This is a genomic window from Natrinema sp. DC36, assembly GCF_020405225.1.
Classification (GTDB): domain Archaea; phylum Halobacteriota; class Halobacteria; order Halobacteriales; family Natrialbaceae; genus Natrinema.
In genome coordinates this window covers 1,383,402-1,397,471 of the sequence record NZ_CP084472.1, presented here as the reverse complement: position 1 = coordinate 1,397,471, position 14,070 = coordinate 1,383,402, and the positions used below count along the sequence as shown (strand labels likewise).

General features: G+C 66.7%; 15 protein-coding genes. 4 read left to right on the top strand and 11 right to left on the bottom strand.

The window, feature by feature from the left end; genetic code table 11:
• Positions 1-147: 147 nt before the first annotated feature.
• Entirely contained in the window at positions 148-657 is a 510-nt protein-coding gene (locus tag LDH74_RS07585; protein ID WP_226042508.1) for a hypothetical protein, read from the top strand.
• Between the two features lie 72 nt (positions 658-729).
• On the opposite strand, the gene LDH74_RS07580 is transcribed toward LDH74_RS07585, so the two are convergent.
• The 10 genes from LDH74_RS07580 to LDH74_RS07535 all read right to left on the bottom strand — a co-directional run bounded on the left by LDH74_RS07580 (position 730) and on the right by LDH74_RS07535 (position 9,451).
• The gene (locus LDH74_RS07580; RefSeq protein WP_226041907.1) at positions 730-2,493 is read right to left on the bottom strand and encodes a YcaO-like family protein; all 1,764 of its coding nucleotides are present in this window, start codon (positions 2,491-2,493) and stop codon (positions 730-732) included.
• 171 nt (positions 2,494-2,664) lie between these two features.
• Positions 2,665-3,903, bottom strand: coding sequence for a cation:proton antiporter (locus LDH74_RS07575; protein WP_226041906.1), 1,239 nt, complete (start codon positions 3,901-3,903; stop codon positions 2,665-2,667).
• Positions 3,904-4,051: 148 nt separating this feature from the next.
• Entirely contained in the window at positions 4,052-5,539 is a 1,488-nt protein-coding gene (locus LDH74_RS07570; RefSeq protein WP_226041905.1) for an MATE family efflux transporter, read from the bottom strand.
• Positions 5,536-6,168 carry a TetR/AcrR family transcriptional regulator gene (locus tag LDH74_RS07565; RefSeq protein WP_226041904.1) on the bottom strand — a complete coding sequence of 211 codons (633 nt, stop codon included), beginning with the start codon at positions 6,166-6,168 and terminating at the stop codon, positions 5,536-5,538. The genes LDH74_RS07570 and LDH74_RS07565 overlap by 4 nt, the downstream gene beginning before the upstream one ends.
• Positions 6,169-6,402: 234 nt before the next feature.
• Positions 6,403-6,852: an RNA-binding protein gene (locus LDH74_RS07560; protein ID WP_226041903.1), complete on the bottom strand. Its 450-nt coding sequence runs from the start codon at positions 6,850-6,852 to the stop codon at positions 6,403-6,405.
• 99 nt (positions 6,853-6,951) lie between these two features.
• Positions 6,952-7,152, bottom strand: a complete 201-nt coding sequence (locus tag LDH74_RS07555) for a DUF1918 domain-containing protein (protein WP_226041902.1) — start codon at positions 7,150-7,152, stop codon at positions 6,952-6,954.
• A 130-nt stretch (positions 7,153-7,282) separates the two neighbouring features.
• Positions 7,283-7,633 (bottom strand): hypothetical protein, encoded by a 351-nt coding sequence (locus LDH74_RS07550; RefSeq protein WP_226041901.1) that lies wholly within the window; start codon positions 7,631-7,633, stop codon positions 7,283-7,285.
• Positions 7,630-8,442, bottom strand: coding sequence for a succinylglutamate desuccinylase/aspartoacylase family protein (locus tag LDH74_RS07545; RefSeq protein ID WP_226041900.1), 813 nt, complete (start codon positions 8,440-8,442; stop codon positions 7,630-7,632). The genes LDH74_RS07550 and LDH74_RS07545 overlap by 4 nt, the downstream gene beginning before the upstream one ends.
• Before the next feature lie 94 nt (positions 8,443-8,536).
• A complete protein-coding gene (locus LDH74_RS07540; protein ID WP_226041899.1) occupies positions 8,537-8,713 on the bottom strand; it encodes a hypothetical protein in 177 nt (58 codons plus the stop codon).
• Between the two features lie 60 nt (positions 8,714-8,773).
• A complete protein-coding gene (locus LDH74_RS07535; RefSeq protein ID WP_226041898.1) occupies positions 8,774-9,451 on the bottom strand; it encodes a type 1 glutamine amidotransferase domain-containing protein in 678 nt (225 codons plus the stop codon).
• Positions 9,452-9,600: 149 nt separating this feature from the next.
• Between LDH74_RS07535 and LDH74_RS07530 the strand changes: the two genes are divergently transcribed.
• The gene (locus tag LDH74_RS07530) at positions 9,601-10,065 is read left to right on the top strand and encodes an Hsp20/alpha crystallin family protein (protein WP_226041897.1); all 465 of its coding nucleotides are present in this window, start codon (positions 9,601-9,603) and stop codon (positions 10,063-10,065) included.
• 87 nt (positions 10,066-10,152) lie between these two features.
• On the opposite strand, the gene LDH74_RS07525 is transcribed toward LDH74_RS07530, so the two are convergent.
• Positions 10,153-11,151, bottom strand: a complete 999-nt coding sequence (locus LDH74_RS07525; protein WP_226041896.1) for a bifunctional oligoribonuclease/PAP phosphatase NrnA — start codon at positions 11,149-11,151, stop codon at positions 10,153-10,155.
• Between the two features lie 149 nt (positions 11,152-11,300).
• Between LDH74_RS07525 and LDH74_RS07520 the strand changes: the two genes are divergently transcribed.
• Positions 11,301-12,479 carry a thiolase domain-containing protein gene (locus LDH74_RS07520; protein WP_226041895.1) on the top strand — a complete coding sequence of 393 codons (1,179 nt, stop codon included), beginning with the start codon at positions 11,301-11,303 and terminating at the stop codon, positions 12,477-12,479.
• The gene (locus LDH74_RS07515; RefSeq protein WP_226041894.1) at positions 12,479-13,951 is read left to right on the top strand and encodes a zinc ribbon domain-containing protein; all 1,473 of its coding nucleotides are present in this window, start codon (positions 12,479-12,481) and stop codon (positions 13,949-13,951) included. Before LDH74_RS07520 ends, LDH74_RS07515 begins: the two co-directional genes overlap by 1 nt.
• The last annotated feature ends 119 nt before the right edge of the window (positions 13,952-14,070 follow it).

The following is a 14,070-nucleotide window of genomic DNA, read 5'->3' as shown; positions in this document are numbered from 1 at the left end:
TGATGATCTCTACCGAGGCCGGTCCCCTGGTCCGATCGATTGGCCGCCGAGTCAGCGGTGCACCGGGGCGACCGAAGAGTAACGCATACGGTCGTTCGACACTGACGAGTACACGTGAACCGCCGGACGGTACTTCGAACCGCTGGGGTGGCCGCGACGATCGGACTCTCAGGCTGTGCCGACGCGCTCCAGGAGCACTACGAGGGCACGTTCCAGGGCCTGGTCCCGATCGAGATCCACAGCGAAGCCGAGAGTCACTACGATGTCACGCTCGAGGCGTACAAGCCGGGAACGAACCGCCAGACCTACGACGAGAGTTATACGATCACGGCCAACCAGTCGGCCACGCCGCCGCATCTCGAGGCGACCGAGCAACACCTCCGCGTGACCAAGTTCGAACGGCAGAGCGAGGAACAGACCACCGAGGAGGCGACGATCACGCCGAACACCAAGTCGGTGATCGTCAGGATCACCGACGACGATCTGATACTAGAAATCACCCGCGACGACGGCGAATCGTCCGGGCCGGCCGCTGAACCCGGAACGGACGGTCCCGGGACGGATGAACCGGAGACGAGTGCTTCCGAACCGAACGACTCCGCGCGGAGCGACGGCGGACCGAACGAGACGGACTCCGCGGCGGACACCGACGAATAAGACTGATTCTGCGGCGGATACCGACGAAAAACGCGATTCGACATTCGACGCCGACGAGCGACCGCTCCGCGATCAGGGATACGGATGAAACGCCCGCTCGAGGCGCGGTTCGAAGCCCAGTTCGTCCGGTATCGTCCGCGCGCGCTCGCCGAAGAACGGCTCGTCGGTGAACAGCGGCTGGGCACCGGGGACGACGACTCGGACCGCCTCGAAGCCGATCGATTCGACGTCGCGCGTCGTCAGGCGCGCCGCAAACGGCGTCAGCCCCGCGTCGGCCGTCCGCGAACACAGCGTCTCGAGGCGGTCGAGACCGGTCGGGACGGAGTCGGGACCGACGCTTGCTACGGGAATCGTCCGGTCGGCGTCGACGAACTCTCGCGCGCGCTTGGGGAACGACGCGTACTCCCCGATCGCGCCGCCGGCATCGGCCGCCTCGTCGGGGCCGAGACTGCGCAGTTCCATCCAGTTCTGTAGCGCCTCCTCGAGCGCCGCGGTCGCGGCCGCCGCGGCGTCGAGGCCGGCCGCCGAGCCGACCGCGAAGTCCGGCCACGCGTCGTCAGTCGCTGAAATCGGCTCGTCGCCCTCGAGCGCGTCCGGCTCGCGATGGACGGCCACGGTGACGACGGGCACGTCGATGTCCTGCGTGACGAGCAGCGGCGTCACCGACAGCCCCTCGCTCCGGGCGCGGCGCTCGAGCGTCGCGAAGGCGTCCGTCTCGACCGACAGCCCGAGCGGCTCGAACGTCGAGTACCAGGCGAGCATCGTCGCGTCGCGTTCGATCACCTCGGTCAGCCCGGACACGAGCGCGTCGACCGTCGAGGAGCCCAGCCCCAGCCCGGTCGTGATCGCCGGGACCAGCGACTCGCCCGGCTGGGGGAACTGGACCGCCGCGGCGGGCAGGTGCGTCGGGTCGCCGGTCTCGAGGGCCTCGCCCGGCACCCAGCGGTGTTCCTCGCCGGAGTCGTACGCCGGTGCGTCGGCCGGCCGCACGAGGGCCGTCGGCGCGACAGCGTTCTCGAGGTCGTCCTCGCTCGCGTGGACGAACTCCGAGTCGCGATAGACGCCGGCGCAGTATCGCTCGAGGCCCTCGCCGACCGCTTTCATCAGCGCGCCGTTCCAGTCGTCGGCGACGCCGGCGGCCTGCCGGGGCGCGCTCGCGTCGCTGTAGGCGGTCGTCTCCGCCACGGTCGCCAGATAGTAGGGGGCCGGGAACGACTCCACCTCGGCGATACTCGAGACGGGGCCGACCCGGTCGTCGATCGCCCGTTCGGCGCGTTCGACCGCTTCGTCGAGGGCGAGCGTTTCGGCGTCGCGCTCGAGCGATCGATCCCGATCCGCATCGGCGCACACACAGCCCGGAACGGGCAGGAACTCCCGGCGGGCGTGAGGCACTTCGCGAACCCGTCCGATGATCGAGCGCTCGTCGCCCGAGAGGACGCGAACGCACTCCCGACCGGCGATCGCACCGGCCAATCGTGCCCCAGCGCGATCGGCTTGCGGGGCGTCGGCTCGCTCCTCGAGATTCGACGCAACCCGCGTGCGGAGACAGTCGAAACAGCCGGTGGCGGGAGCGAACCCCGAAATAGCGGCGTCGACAGCCGGAATCGGGTGGCCGCCGATCCCGCCGATCTCGACGGCGATCCAGGGTGTTCCGCCCGAACGGGCGGCCTCGTTCGCCCGATCGAACGTCGCCGAGCCGGCGACGTCGCTGACGACGGCGAAGCGGGCATCGGTGAGGGACGACGGCTCGGCGTCACGGACGCCGATATCGACGTCATCGAGCGCGGCGACGACCGCCTCGCGAACGGGATCGTCACCCACGACGTGAACTTGCATACCTCTCCCTGTTGGCGCGGGCGGCAAAAACGCCCCGCTCGAGAGTTGCCGTGGCGATGCTCGAGTAGCTCTCTCGAACGCGGTTCGGACGGGCTGCTATCACTGTGTCCCGGCGTATCCGCATGGCGGGTCGCTGATGCGCCGGAAAGAGTTGACTGACGGGGGTCCGATTCAGTCCTCGGTCGCGAGCGCCGAATCGACGTAGACCAGTTCGTCCGCCGACTCGAGCAGGCGCACGCCCCAGGTGACGGTCACGGGGACGAGCGCGGTCGTGAAGACCGCGATAAAGACGAGAATCGAGAACAGTTCCGCGTCGATAACGCCGGCCTCGTAGGCGACCTGTGCGATGATGATCTCGACGGTCCCGCGACCGTTCATGCCGAAGCCGACGACCAGCCCCTCGCGTGAGGTGAGCGACGTCGGGAGCGAGAACAGCCAGGATCCGATGATCTTCCCGAGGAACGCGATGGCGACCAGTACGGCGAGCACGGCGAACGAGTCGAAGAAGACGTCGAACGTGATCTGGAAGCCGACCGTGACGAAGAAGACCGGTGCGAACAACCCCATCGCGAGGTCGTACATGACCGTGTGCATGTGCTCGTACAGGGCCGGTTCGACGTCGGACTGCCGGAGGAACATTCCCGCCATGAAGCCGCCGATGATCATGTGCAGATCCGCGAGCGTCGCGAGCTGTGCGAACAGCAAGGAGACGAGCAGCGCGAACGTGAACGCCGTCGTCCGATCGACGAACCCGTACCGCTCGCGCTGACGCTCGATATACCGCCACGCGATCGGCAGGAACCGATAGCCGATCAGTAGCGTCACTGCGAAGAATCCGAACGCCTGCAGGAGGATCACGCCGATCTCGTTCGGATCGAGTCCGCCGGCGGTGACGTAGCTATCGACGCCCGCGTACGCGATGAGCACGCCAACGTCGGAGGCGAGCGCGCCGCCGAGCAACACGTTCGCGATCCGAGTGTCCAGTAGCTCGAGGTCGGCGAGGATTCGGGACTTCGTCGCGAGCGACGTGGCGGCCATGGCGAGTCCGAGGAAGAGCGCCGCGCCAACGGAGATCCCGAGCCAGACGCCGGCCGCGTAGCCGAGTCCGAACGGGATGACGAACGCGCCGAAGGCGATCAGCAGCGACTGGGGACCGAGCCCGAACAGTTCGCGGAGGTCGACCTCCATCCCGACGTAGACCATGAGGAGGAAGACGCCGAGCTCCGATAGGACCGACAGCAGTTCGGAGGGATGCAAGAGACCGAGTAGGGCGGGACCGAAAGCGATGCCGGCGAACAGCTCCCCCATCATCGTCGGGTAGCCGAGGCGCTCGGCGAGCGCGCCGAACACCCACGCGACCGACAGGACGAGCAGGAGGCTCAGAATGTCGATACTGACGGTCTCGACCATCGGCTACCTCCGCGCAGCGCGACTCGAGCGGTTCGCTCGCTGTGCTCGGTCGTCGAGCCGCCAGTACGAACTATCGAGGGGGAATCGCATAGTGATTCGGCTCGTGAGTTCGTCACCTCACGGGCACTTCACTGAATGGGGTGGCCCGCTAGTCGTTCGTGCTCGCGTCCGTCTCACCGACCTCGAGGTCGTCGCCGAGACCGGGAGCCGGCGGCCCGTCGGTCACGTCGGCGTCGCGCCAAGTTCCTCTGCGGTACCAGCCGTAGGCGAGGCCGGCACCGACGGCGTTCGAGGCGGCGAAGGCGAGCCAGATTCCGCGGTACTCCATCGTCGTTTGCGAGAGGACGTAGGCGATCGGGAGTCGGATGACCGCGTAGGTCACGAGAACGATCGCCGCGGCGGTGAGCGTCTTCCCGGTGCCGCGGAAGCTTCCGTTGTAGGCTCGCATCACGCCGATGAAGCCGAACGACGGCGCGACGTACCGGAGGAACGTGACCCCGACCTCGATGACCGCGGGATCGTCGGTGAACACGGCGGTGATGGGCCGTGCGCCGAGCCACGCCACGACGCCGAGCGCGCCGAGAATAACGAACATGGTTTTGGCGGCGAAGTCGGCGGCCGCTTCCGCACGCTCGGGTTTGCCCGCTCCGACGTTCTGTCCGGTCATCGTCTCGACGCCGCGGGCGACTGCAATCGCCGGCAGGAAGATGACCGAGAACACGCGGGTACCGATGCCGTAGGCCGCGACGACGTAAGTTGGGAACAGGCCGACGATCACCAGCAGGAGGTTGATCGACAGGGCTCTGCCCATGCCCTCGATCGACGCCGGAAATCCGATTCCGACGAGCTTCTTGGCGAAGGAGAGGTCCGGACGCATCTGGCGGAGTCGAATTCGGACGCCGCGCGCCCCGCGGAACATGATCGCCAGTCCGACGACGAGCGCGAGGGCGCGGGAGAAGACCGTGGCGATCGCCGCACCCTCGATGCCGAGTTCGGGGAACGGCCCCCAGCCGAAGATCAGGAACGGGTCGAGGACGACGTTGAGAAGAACGGAGCCGAGCATCACCAGCATCGGCGTGATCGTGTCGCCGTAGCCCCGCATCAGCGCGATGAAGACGAAGAATCCGAACATGAAGGGCATCCCGAGCGAGATGACCTCCATGTAGTCGGTCGCCAGCGGCAACACGTCCGGCGACGCACCGAGGAGTCCGAGCAGTCCGTCGACGAAGACGTAGCCGATCAGTCCGAGGGCCATCGCACCGAGCAACGACAGGGCGACGGTCTGCGAGGCGGCGTACTCCGCCTCGCTCTCCTCGTCCGCGCCGATGTGCTGGGCGACGAGCACGCTCCCGGCGACGGACAGCCCCATGCCGACGGAGATGAGCAGGAAGACCATCGGGAACGCGAAGCTGATCGCCGCGAGCGCGTCGGTGCTATACTGACCGAGCCAGAACGTGTCGATGAGGTTGTAGGCCGTCTGCAACAGGTTGGTGACGATGATCGGCAACGAGAGGTAGAACAGCGGACCAGCGATATCGCCCGAGGTCAGATCGAACTCGTCGCGGCCCTTGAACAGTCCGGAGAGTCGATCGAGACGGCTCGAGAGCCAGCCCACGAGGCGATCGATGAGGCTCATTCGCCGGCCTCTCCGTCCTCGTCAGTCGTCGCCGCGTCTCGCTCGGTGGCCTCGTCCAGCCGCAGGGTTTCGTCGATGTACTCGTGGACGTACTGGCGCGTCCGTTCGGGTGGGCGATCGACCGCGGCCGCTCGCGTCTGTGCGCCGTGAAACAGCGTGACGAGGAAGTCGGCCGTTTCGTCCGGATCGATATCCGCACGGAACTCCCCCGCCTCGAGGCCGTCCGCGACGAGGGTCGCGATGCGCGCCTGGAGCGCGCGGTCGAACGCACTCAGTTTCTCCCGATAAACCTCGTTGTACGGCGCTTGCGCCTTGATCTCGAGGATCGCCGTCCGGAACTCCTCGGCGGACTCCTCGTCCGTCGTCGTCAGCAGTTCCTCGAGGAATTCGTGGAGTCGTTCGGCCGGCGTCTCGCCCGGAATCATCTCGGTTCGCTCCTCGAACCGGTTCAGGAGAAACTCCAGAAACGACTCGAGGAGGTCCTGCTTGCCCTCGAAGTGATAGTGGAGTGTCCCCTTGCTTTTGGTCGAATCCTCGGCGATATCCTGCATCGTCAGCTCCGCGTAGCCGTGCGTACAGAGCGCTCGATACGTCGCCTCCATAATATCGTCGATCGTCTCGTCAGTCATTCAGTGCGTATCGAAACTTACTGACTGGCCAGTCAAAAGTCCTTCGTACCCGGTGAACCGCGTTCGGCCGGATCGATGAGTCGTGCCCGACGGATCGCGTTCGGTCGGATCGGCGCGTTCCGCTGGCGGATGAGTGCGACGGGACACGGCAGGCCGGCTGCCGCCGCTGAACGGTAGCAACCGGCCGAAAACAGCGTCTGATACTAAGAGGTCAGCGACCGACAGCGAGAACGGTTACTCCCGTTCGCGCAGCCGCTCGAGGACTTCCTCGGCGTTTTCGACGGCCCGTTCCTTCTTCGCCGGGTAGGCCTCGACCTTTCCGCGGAAGGTGATTCCCTCTCCGAGGCGGACGTCGCCCGCGAAGGCCGCTTGCTTGTCGAGTCGGAGAAACAGTTCGGTGTTCTCGGTAACCCGCTCGTCGAGTTCGTCGATCAGCGCGTCGAAGGACTCGAGGTCGGCCAGCCGCGAGAGAACGTGGCGGACCTCGTCTGCTCTCTCGACGCGTGCCGAGAGGACGAGGATGCGGTCGCCGTAGTGACCCTCGCTCTCGGCGCGTTCGATCTCGAACGGCTCGTCGTCGCCGTCGGGGAGGAACGTTCGGAGCGCCTCCTCGACGCGTTTTTCGTCCTCGGTGGCGTAGCAAAACGTCCGTAAATCGACGTAGTGAAGCGGGATCTGTGGCATCTGCGATTCGAAGTGTGGTGTGGTCTGCGGGCGCGGTGTCGTCAGTGGCGTGACAGTCGGCGAGTAGACTCGAGGGGAGAACCGGCCCGCGAGTGGTAGTTATTCTTCGTCTTCGTCGACGTCGTCGGCTTTCTCGAGGTCGTCTTCGGGGACGCCGGCCTCCTGGCCGTCGTCGAAGCTGATAGTGTAGGTAACGTCGCCGAACATCGATTCCATCGTCTGGGAGACGGTGCCGGTTTCGCCGTCGAACTCGCTGTGCTCGTCGTGGAGGACCACGCGGTCGTCTTCCTCGAAGCTCATAGGTGGTGATTCCCCGTCTGCGTGTAAAAAGGGACTGATTCGTTGCAACAGGAACCGTCACGCGCGACCGTCCATCTCTCGCGGTCGAAACGCCCTCCGTTTCAGATCGATTGCGGTCGAAACCCGTCCGTTACAATCGCTCGCTCGAGTCACCATCCCTCCGATCGCGCCACCACTCGTAGCCGGAGCCGACGACGGCGGCGATGCCGGCGGTACCGCCGAGGAACGGCACCCAGTAGACCCAGAAATCGAGGCGCGGCGCGATGACGTTGCCGATCGCAGTTCCGATGGTGAAAATCAGGTAGCCCGGCAGTGCGAGCGGCGAGAAGAGCCGCGTCTCGAGCGCGCCCAGTCCGAACGGAACGACCAGGAGCGTGAACGTGACGAGCGTCACCGGACTCGTCGCGATCCGACGGAGCGACACGGGCAATAGACCGCTGTGCTCACCGTCGCTGCCCGCACGTGGAGTTTCGCCAGTCATGCGCCACCTCCGACCTCGAGCAAGCCGTGTAGCTCGAGGACGTGTGCGGCCGCCAGTCGCGACATTTCGACCATCGTGGAGTGATCGAGCAGGAACTCGGTGGTCTCGAAGAGGTAGGCGGTCGCATCGAGTTCGCGCGCGGCGTGCTGGAAGAGCAACGGTCCGGTGAGGGAGGTCTCCCCGGCCGTGAATTTGTGGAACGGCAGATACCACGGGACGGCGTCCTCGTCGAGGCGGTCGGCGAGCCGCTCGCCGTGGGCGTCGGGCGAGTGGAAGATCGCCTGTCCGACGAACTCCTGATGAAGGCCGTAGATTCCGAGCGACCGATGGAGGTCGAGCACGACGTCCGGCTGGTGGGCCTCGACGGCGTCCCAGATGCCCGCTGCGAGTTCGCTCTGGGGCTCGCGATCGGCCGGAAACTGTCGATTCAGATCGCCGTCGACGCCGCGACGCTCGTTGTTTTCGACGGCCACGCGATTGGTCTCGGGAACGACGACGAGCGTCCCCGCGTCGGGACGCCAGTCGGAGATTTCGCGAGCGGCCTCGATCCCGCTCCGTTCGTCGCCGTGGACACCGCCGAAAATCATCGCGGTCGGGCCGTCGTTCGGCGCGTCGATTTCGTACAGCGGCGTCTCGTGGTCGGTTCCCGAAAGGATCGGTTCCGTGTTCGAATTGACTTCACCGGTATCGGGAGACTCGCGAGCCGCCTCGAGCAGGCGCTCGTTACCAGCTGGCTGACTCACGATTCCTGACACGGCAATCGACGCGAGCACGCTCGCACCGCCGGCCAGATACGTCCGACGTCTCATTGGATGGGAGAAGCACGGACGAGCTAAAGCCCCTTCTCATTCGTGACGCGAACAGTGTCACTGCGGTCTCAGGTCAGTACAGGGCGGTCGTCACTTACCGAACGTTTTCGAGCGCGACGGCGGTGTCCGACATGAGCCACGCGTCCTCGCTGTCGACGCGTTCGATACTGAGCGCGAAAAACGACTCCCGGCCGTTATCGACGGTGATGCGGTAGCTGCGACTTCGTACCGGCCCGGTCTGTACAGCGGTATTCGATTCAGCGGGAACCACAGGTGCCCCTGGGACGGCGCGCGTATAACGGACTCGGATCGAGCGGGCCGCCGAATCCGATCAGACGCTCAGTTCCTCGAGCAGGGTCTCGGCCGCGGCGCTCGAGGAGCCGGGGCCGCGGGCGGTGACGAGGTCGCCGTCGACGGTGACGCTCGTCTCGGAATCGAGTTCGGCGTCCCAGTTGCCGCCCGCTTCTTTTACTTCGTCCTCGACCCAGTAGGGTAGCTTACGGCCGTCGGGCATGCGATCGGCCTCGTCGACGATGCCCTCCTCCCACTCGTTGGGAAAGCCGGTCACGTCGCGACCGTTGACGATGAACGCACCGTGGCTGTCGCGAGCGAAGCCGAGCATGCCGACGGCGTGGCAGACGACCAGCGCCTTGCCGTCGCCCTCGACGATGTCACGGAGGAGCTCGCGGGCGTGTTTGTCCTGATTGATGTCCCACTCGGTGCCGTGGCCGCCGGGGAAGACGACGGCGTCGTACCCCTCGGCGTCGGCCTGTGCGACCGGGATCGGATCGTTCAGCCGCTCGTCGGTCTCGGCGACCTCGCGGACGTGCTCGGCGGTCTCCTCGCCGACCTGTTCCGGATCGAGCGATCGCTCGTCGACGACCGGCGGATCGCCCGACGGCGTTGCCACCGTGATCTCGACGCCCGCCTCGGTGAGCGTCTCGAGGGGCTCGACGCATTCCTCTCCCCAGTACCCTTCTTCGCTGACGACGAATAGTGCGTCCGTCATATCCGTCCCTAGGACGGGCAGCGTAAAAACGGCCAGCCCACCCCTCGGTTCTGCCGCAATCCCTGCAAACACGTTCGTCGAGGAGACAATCACTCCGACCGAGGGTGGCCTTTTTCGCCGTCGATCGTCTACGTTCGATAGGTGACACCATGGCAGATCGACCGCGTCCGTTCGACGGTATCGACGACCTGCTCCGCCGACTGAACCGCCAGATCGAGACGGCGGCGCGCTCGTGGGAAACGCAGGTCGACAACCGGAGCAAGCTCGACCTCTCGACGGGCGGCTCGACGACGAGTCTGGACCTCGCCGACGAGGGCGACGAGTTCGTCGTCACCGTCGACGTCCCCGGCTACGAGAGCGACGACCTCGAGTTGCGCCTCTCCGGCGAGTCGCTGGCCGTCTCCGGGCAGCGAGAACACAGTCAGGAGATGGGCGGCGACGAAGAGAATTACATCCGTCGAGAACGGAAGACCGAATCGTTCAGTCGGCAGATTCGGATTCCCGAACCGGTCGACGCCGACGCCGTTCAGGCCAGCGTCAACAACGGCATCCTGACGGTGCGGCTGCCAAAGCGCGAGGCGGACGAGGAGGCGCACTCGATCGACATCGACTGAAACGGACTGCTGTACAGCAGCCCACTGACCATTCGTGCGTCGATCGGACGCCAAGTCGACGAGCCGGGCCGTTCGTCGGTTTCGGCATCAATCGTCGAGGTTCAACGCGTCGAAGAACCGACGGGTGAGCCGCCCGCCGACGAACTCGAGGAGTGCTCTGTCGTCATCGTCCTCGTCAGCGAAGAGCCCGAGTTCGATCCGGCCGCCGGCCATGTCGTGGTGGCCGCCGACCGCACCGAGTTCGTCGAACCCCTCCTCCAGCGTCTCGCCCATGTTAACTCGCGGATCGATCGAGCGGCCGCTCAACCGAATCGCGTCGCCGACGACGCCGTAGACCAACACGGTGTCCACTCCTTCGAGGTTGAGCAGGTAGTCCGCCGCCTGCGGAAGCGCGTCGGTCTCGCCGGTCTTGCCGACGCTCGCGACGAGGGACGAGCCCCGACGCTCTCGGCTGGCGATCGCCCGACCGATCGCGTCGAGCGTCCCCGGAGAGAACGCGCTGCCGTACAGCTGGTCGAGGATCTCGAGGTCGGCGTCGGGATAGACGGCGAGCGCGGCCTCGTACTCGCGTCGAGTGGGTTCGCGGACGAAATCCAGCCGCTCGCGGTGGAGCGCGAAGAGGAGCGCGGAGGCGAGCCGCGTCGTCAGGTCGACCTCGAGTTCCTGCAGATACTCGATGAAGATGGTCGCGGTCGCACCGTATTCGTCACGAACGTCCTCGAACGCTGCGCCGGCCGACTCGCCCGGATGGTGATCGACGACGACGTCGGGAGTGACATCCGCCGGCACTTCGGTGTTCGCCCCCGGTCTGGTGTGGTCGACGAAGCTCACGCTGTCGTACTCCTCGATCGCGGTCCTCGAAAGCGTCTGGAGACTGATCTCGAGGAGGTTGACGAACGCGCGGTTTTGCTGGTGGGAGATCTCGCCGCCGTAGGTGATCGTCACCTCCTCGACGTCGTGATCTCGCGCGATCGCTTCGAGCGCGAGCGCGCTGGCGAGACAGTCCGGATCCGGATTGTCGTGACAGACGATCGCCAGCGAGTCCGTCGCCTCGAGGACGGACACGAGCTCGGCCGCGCGTGACATACCGGAGATACGGTGACGAGACGCTTGAATCCCGCGTCGAGTCTCACGGAGTACGACTGGCCGCCGGCTCGAGGTGCGAATGCGTATTCGTGATCATCGATCGTCACAAAGCGTACAGTTATTTCACACCGGGCGCCCGAAGAACGAGTATGCGAGACGCGTACCTCGTCGGTGCGGGGCAGTCGGATTACGGGGCTTTCCCATCGGAAAGCTACCGATCACTGTTCCGGACGGCGTTCGATGCGGCGACGGACAGCGTACCGAAGGGACTCGAGGCCGACGACGTCGACGAGGCGTTCGTCGGTAACCTCGGCGTCGGCGGCCGCCAGCTCGGCCTCTCCGGACCCGCGGTAACCGAACACGTCGGCCTCGACGGCGTCCCCTGTACCCGGGTCGAGAACGCCTGCGCGGCCAGCGGCTTTGCGGTCCGACAGGCCGTCCAGGCCGTCAAATCGGGAATGGCGGACGTCGTCCTCGCGGGCGGCTTCGAGATCATGTCGGATATGAGCTCGGACGCGACGAAGTACTGGCTCGGCGTCTCGGGTGAGACCGAGTGGGAACGCCTCTCCGGCACCACGTTCTCCGGCGTCTACGCCCAGATGGCCAGCGTCCACATGGAACGGTACGGGACCACGCGCGAACACCTCTCCCGGGTCGCCGTCAAGAACCACTCGAACGGCGCGAAGAATCCCCACGCCCAGTTGGGATTCGAGTGCTCGCTCGAGGACGCCCAGTCCGCGCCGGTCGTTGCGGACCCGCTCAACCTCTATCACTGCTGTCCGACTTCGGACGGCGCGGCCTGTGCGCTGATTGTCAGCGAGGACGTCGTCGACGACTACACGGACGACCCGATCCGGGTCGCCGGCGTCGGCGCCGGCAGCGACACCGTCGGCCTCTTTCAGCGAGATACGTACACCGGCGTGCCGGCGAGCCAGCGGGCGGCCGAATCGGCCTACGAGATGGCCGACGTCGAGCCCGACGAGCTCGACTTCGCGGAGGTCCACGACTGCTTTGCGATCGCCGAACTGCTGGCCTACGAGGATCTCGGATTCTGTGAGAAAGGCGAGGCCGGACAGCTCATCGAGTCCGGCGCGACCGAACTCGGCGGCGAGTTGCCGGTCAACACCTCGGGCGGCCTCAAGTCGAAGGGCCATCCCATCGGCGCGACCGGTGCCGGCCAGGTCGTCGAGGCCTACAAACAGCTCTCCGGCACGGCCGGCGAGCGACAGGTCGAAAACCCCGCACGCGGGCTGACTCACAACGTCGGCGGCAGCGGCGGTGCGTCCGTGATTCACATCTTCGAGAAGGAACGGGAGGTGAGCGCGTGATGGCGGCCGCAATCACCGGTGTCGGCGCGTACGCGCCGCGGTTCCGCATCAGCAGCGAGGCCTTCGAGGAGGCGTGGGGCCAGTTCCACGCCGCCGGCGTCACCGAGAAGGCCGTCCCCTCGGCCGACGAGGACGCCTTGACGATGGCCTACGAGGCCGCGACGCGAGCGCTCGAGGCGGCGGCGACCGACCCCGCCGACATCGACTGGCTGGGCGTCGCGTCCTCGCGACCGCCGGCGGCAGAGGAGGACCTGACCGTCCGGCTCGGGGCGATGGTGGCCCTCCCCGAGTCGGCGACCGGGCAGCTCTTCACCGGCAGCACCCGTTCCGGCACCCGCGCGCTCTGGGCCGGCATGGACGCGCTCGAGGCCGACTCGACGACCGCACTCGTCGTCGCAGCCGACGCGCCGAAGGGCGACCCCGACGACGGGATGGATCACGCCGCCGGAGCCGGCAGTGCTGCGTTCGTCCTCGAGCGCGACGGGCCGGCCGAGATCACCGACCGCGCCGAGTACTCCGCGCCGTATCCGGGCACCCGATTCCGCAACAGCGGCGAAGACGAGACGCAGGGACTGGGTATCACCCAGTACGACCGGCAGGCGTTCACCGAGACGATCGGCGGTGCCGTCGGCGCCCTCGAGGTCGAGCCGGACCCCGAAGCGGCCGCGATTCAGGCCCCCGACGGAAAGCTTCCCTACCGCGCAGCGGGCGCGGCCGGCGTCAGCACGGACGAGATTCAGGCCGCCGCGACGGTCCACGAACTGGGCGACCTCGGTGCCGCGAGCGTCCCGATGTCGCTCGCGCGGGCACTCGAGGACGGCTACGAATCGGTCCTGTCGGTCTCCCACGGTAGCGGCGCGGGCGCGGACGCGTTCACCGTCGAGGCCGCGGGTGACGTGCCGGCCGTGACCGCGCTCGAGGGCGACGATCCGCTCACGTACGCCGAGTACCTCCGCCAGCGCGGCATCGTGACCACGGGGCCGCCGTCGGGCGGCGGCGCGTACGTCAGCGTCCCCTCCTGGCGGCGCTCGATTCCCCAGCGCTATCGGCTCGAGGCCGGTCGCTGTTCGGAGTGCGGTGCCCTTTCCTTCCCGCCGGAAGGGGCCTGTAACGACTGCGGCGCGCTCGCCGAGTACGAGCCGGTCGAACTCGCCGGCGAGGGAACGATCGAAGCCGTGACGACCATCTCGCAGGGCGGCGCGCCGCCGGAGTTCGCCGAACAGCAGGCCCGCTCGGGCGACTACGCGGCCGCGATCGTCGCGCTCGAAACGAGCGTTGCGTCGGAGACGCAACGAAAAGACGGTGAAGCCGTCGACAGCGGCGACGAGACCGTCAGCGCCCCGGCGATGGGGACCGACGCCGATCCAGCCGACTTCTCGGTCGGCGACCGAATCGAGACGACGATCCGCCGGATCTACACGCAGGAAGGCGTCACCCGGTACGGGTTCAAGATCCGGCCCGCGGGCGAGTAGCGACCTCGATCTACAGTCGGTTTGAGGGGGATACACCCGCGATATGCGGGTCGTCGACGTTCCGTGGTGGGAGTTGCAGCTCACCTTGCAGCTGGCAGTCGACGCCCCGTGAAAAATTC

What these genes read in the sequence shown, in the direction of transcription:
- LDH74_RS07525 (WP_226041896.1), bottom strand. Translation starts at nt 11,151, where the DNA reads ATGTCACGCGCGGCCGAGCTCGTGTCCGTCCTCGAGGCGACGGACTCG.
- LDH74_RS07570 (WP_226041905.1), bottom strand. Translation starts at nt 5,539, where the DNA reads ATGAGCCTCATCGATCGCCTCGTGGGCTGGCTCTCGAGCCGTCTCGAT.
- LDH74_RS07545 (WP_226041900.1), bottom strand. Translation starts at nt 8,442, where the DNA reads ATGAGACGTCGGACGTATCTGGCCGGCGGTGCGAGCGTGCTCGCGTCG.
- LDH74_RS07555 (WP_226041902.1), bottom strand. Translation starts at nt 7,152, where the DNA reads ATGAGCTTCGAGGAAGACGACCGCGTGGTCCTCCACGACGAGCACAGC.
- LDH74_RS07560 (WP_226041903.1), bottom strand. Translation starts at nt 6,852, where the DNA reads ATGCCACAGATCCCGCTTCACTACGTCGATTTACGGACGTTTTGCTAC.
- LDH74_RS07575 (WP_226041906.1), bottom strand. Translation starts at nt 3,903, where the DNA reads ATGGTCGAGACCGTCAGTATCGACATTCTGAGCCTCCTGCTCGTCCTG.
- LDH74_RS07535 (WP_226041898.1), bottom strand. Translation starts at nt 9,451, where the DNA reads ATGACGGACGCACTATTCGTCGTCAGCGAAGAAGGGTACTGGGGAGAG.
- LDH74_RS07520 (WP_226041895.1), top strand. Translation starts at nt 11,301, where the DNA reads ATGCGAGACGCGTACCTCGTCGGTGCGGGGCAGTCGGATTACGGGGCT.
- LDH74_RS07565 (WP_226041904.1), bottom strand. Translation starts at nt 6,168, where the DNA reads ATGACTGACGAGACGATCGACGATATTATGGAGGCGACGTATCGAGCG.
- LDH74_RS07515 (WP_226041894.1), top strand. Translation starts at nt 12,479, where the DNA reads ATGGCGGCCGCAATCACCGGTGTCGGCGCGTACGCGCCGCGGTTCCGC.
- LDH74_RS07530 (WP_226041897.1), top strand. Translation starts at nt 9,601, where the DNA reads ATGGCAGATCGACCGCGTCCGTTCGACGGTATCGACGACCTGCTCCGC.
- LDH74_RS07550 (WP_226041901.1), bottom strand. Translation starts at nt 7,633, where the DNA reads ATGACTGGCGAAACTCCACGTGCGGGCAGCGACGGTGAGCACAGCGGT.
- LDH74_RS07580 (WP_226041907.1), bottom strand. Translation starts at nt 2,493, where the DNA reads ATGCAAGTTCACGTCGTGGGTGACGATCCCGTTCGCGAGGCGGTCGTC.